The organism is Oleiphilus sp. HI0067 (genome assembly GCF_001635735.1).
Genome location: NZ_LWFI01001431.1, coordinates 1 through 2,130 on the forward strand (window position 1 = coordinate 1; position 2,130 = coordinate 2,130).

The 2,130-nt window shown below is 45.3% G+C and carries 1 protein-coding gene; it reads left to right on the forward strand.

The annotated features are described in order from the left end of the window. Positions 1–264 precede the first annotated feature (264 nt). Positions 265–2,130 (forward strand): RNA polymerase-associated protein RapA (gene rapA, locus A3739_RS23230; protein WP_082878567.1); only part of this gene is annotated, 1,866 nt, incomplete at its 3' end.

Sequence of the window (2,130 nt, forward strand, 5' to 3'; positions counted from 1 at the left end):
TGATAACGACAGCATCCATAGTCCAATTAGGCGTTTGACGCAGGGAAGATATTCCATCGGTATTTACCTACTTTGCAACAAATATATTTTTAGAACACTAGCGCCTTAACATACAACGACTACACTTCAGCTTGACTTAAAATTAGCAAAGATTGTCCGATTTAAAGTATTCATTGCAGGGTGCTTGAGTGGATGGCCAAGAGTGCTAGAATGCGCGCCGCTTAAGATGCATCGAGCATCATGTTTTTATGCTAGGGGTAAAGAATGACGTATAAAGTTGGCCAACGGTGGGTTAGCCAAACCGAACCGAAATTAGGTTTAGGAATGATCTCTGAAATCGAAGGGCGGAGAATCCTGATCACCTTTCCTGCGGCCGATGAAATTCGTACTTATGCGACAGACCAAGCGCCTATTTCTCGGGTGATTTACAAAGTGGGAGATGAAGTTCGTGATCATGATGATCAACTCTATGTGATCAAAGATGTCGATCTAATTGATGATCTTGTCTTTTATCATGTTTCCAGTGATGCCTCGACAAAACAACGTATTAGCGAAGTTGAGCTGAATTGTTTTATCCAGTTTACGAATCCATTGCAGCGATTAACCAATGGGCACTTCGATCGTAATCGCGCATTTCGTTTGCGTTATGAAACCTTGCAACATAATCATGCCCTTCAACTGAGTGGCGTTAAAGGCTTGCTTGGTTCACGCACGAGCTTGCTTTCTCATCAGGTGTACATTGCAAAAAATGTCGCACAACGTTTTGCACCACGTGTCTTGTTAGCAGATGAGGTTGGCCTCGGTAAAACCATTGAGGCAGGCATGATTATTCATACCCAACTACAACGCGGTTTAAGTTCTCGCGTATTGATTTGTGTGCCATCGACACTGATTCATCAGTGGCTTGTTGAAATGCTGCGCCGATTCAATCTGCGTTTTTCTATTTTTGATCATGCTCGTTGTGATGCGTTGATTGAAGAGGGCGTCGAGAATCCTTTTGAAGAAGAGCAACTAGTATTATGCGATATTGCAACACTTAGCCAAGATCCTGCTCTTTCCGCGCTCGCTAGCGAAGCTGATTGGGATTTGTTTGTCGTCGATGAGGCACATCATCTTGAATGGAGTGCCGAGAAAGCGAGTGATGAATACTTGTGTGTTGAAGAGCTATCGAAGATTAGTCGAGGCGTGTTACTTCTGACTGCGACACCTGAACAAGCAGGTTTGGAAAGTCACTTTGCACGCTTACGTTTGCTTGATCCTGATCGTTTTCATGACCTTGAAGCCTTCAAGGAACAAGAAAAGCATTATGGCGAAATTTCAGAGTTAGTGAAGCAGCTACAAAGCCAAACCGATGATGCGCCGGTTGATGCCAGCCTTAAATCAGACCTGAGTCGTTTGATTGCCTCGCCTGAAGATTTTGATTGGTCTCTGCCCGCTGAAGAACTTGTTCCGCAGCTCATTAATGAATTGCTCGATCTGCATGGTACGGGGCGCGTTCTGTTTCGTAATACGCGTGATGCGGTTGAAGGCTTTCCTCAGCGTATTNTGCGGCCTTATGAGCTTGTTGCTGCGTATGAGCCAGACTCCGATTCGATCGCTAATGATCCAGAAGTAAAATGGTTGTGTGAGTTTCTCGAAGCGAATCGTGACGAGAAAGTTCTTGTGATTTGTTCGAACGCGAATCGCGCCTTGATGGTGGAAGAGTATGTGCGCTTACGACAAGGTTTTAGAACTTCAGCATTTTATGAGGGACTGAGCATTATCGAGCGAGATCGTGCCGCCGCGTACTTTGCAGATAAAGAAGAAGGCGCTCAGGCGCTAATCTGTTCTGAGATCGGTAGTGAAGGGCGTAACTTCCAATTCGCGAGCAATCTGGTCTTGCTTGATTTGCCCGAGAACCCAGATTTGCTCGAACAGAGAATTGGCCGACTCGATCGAATTGGTCAGGTTCGTGATGTACAGATTCATGTGCCGTACTTGTATGGAAGTCAGCGCGAAGCTTGGTTTAACTGGTACCACAAGGGTCTAAATGCATTTGAAACGAGTTGTCCGGCGGGGTATGCCATTCAGCAGAAGTTCCAAGAAAGCCTTGATCAGTATTTGTCTTTATCCGACCTCACATCAACTGAA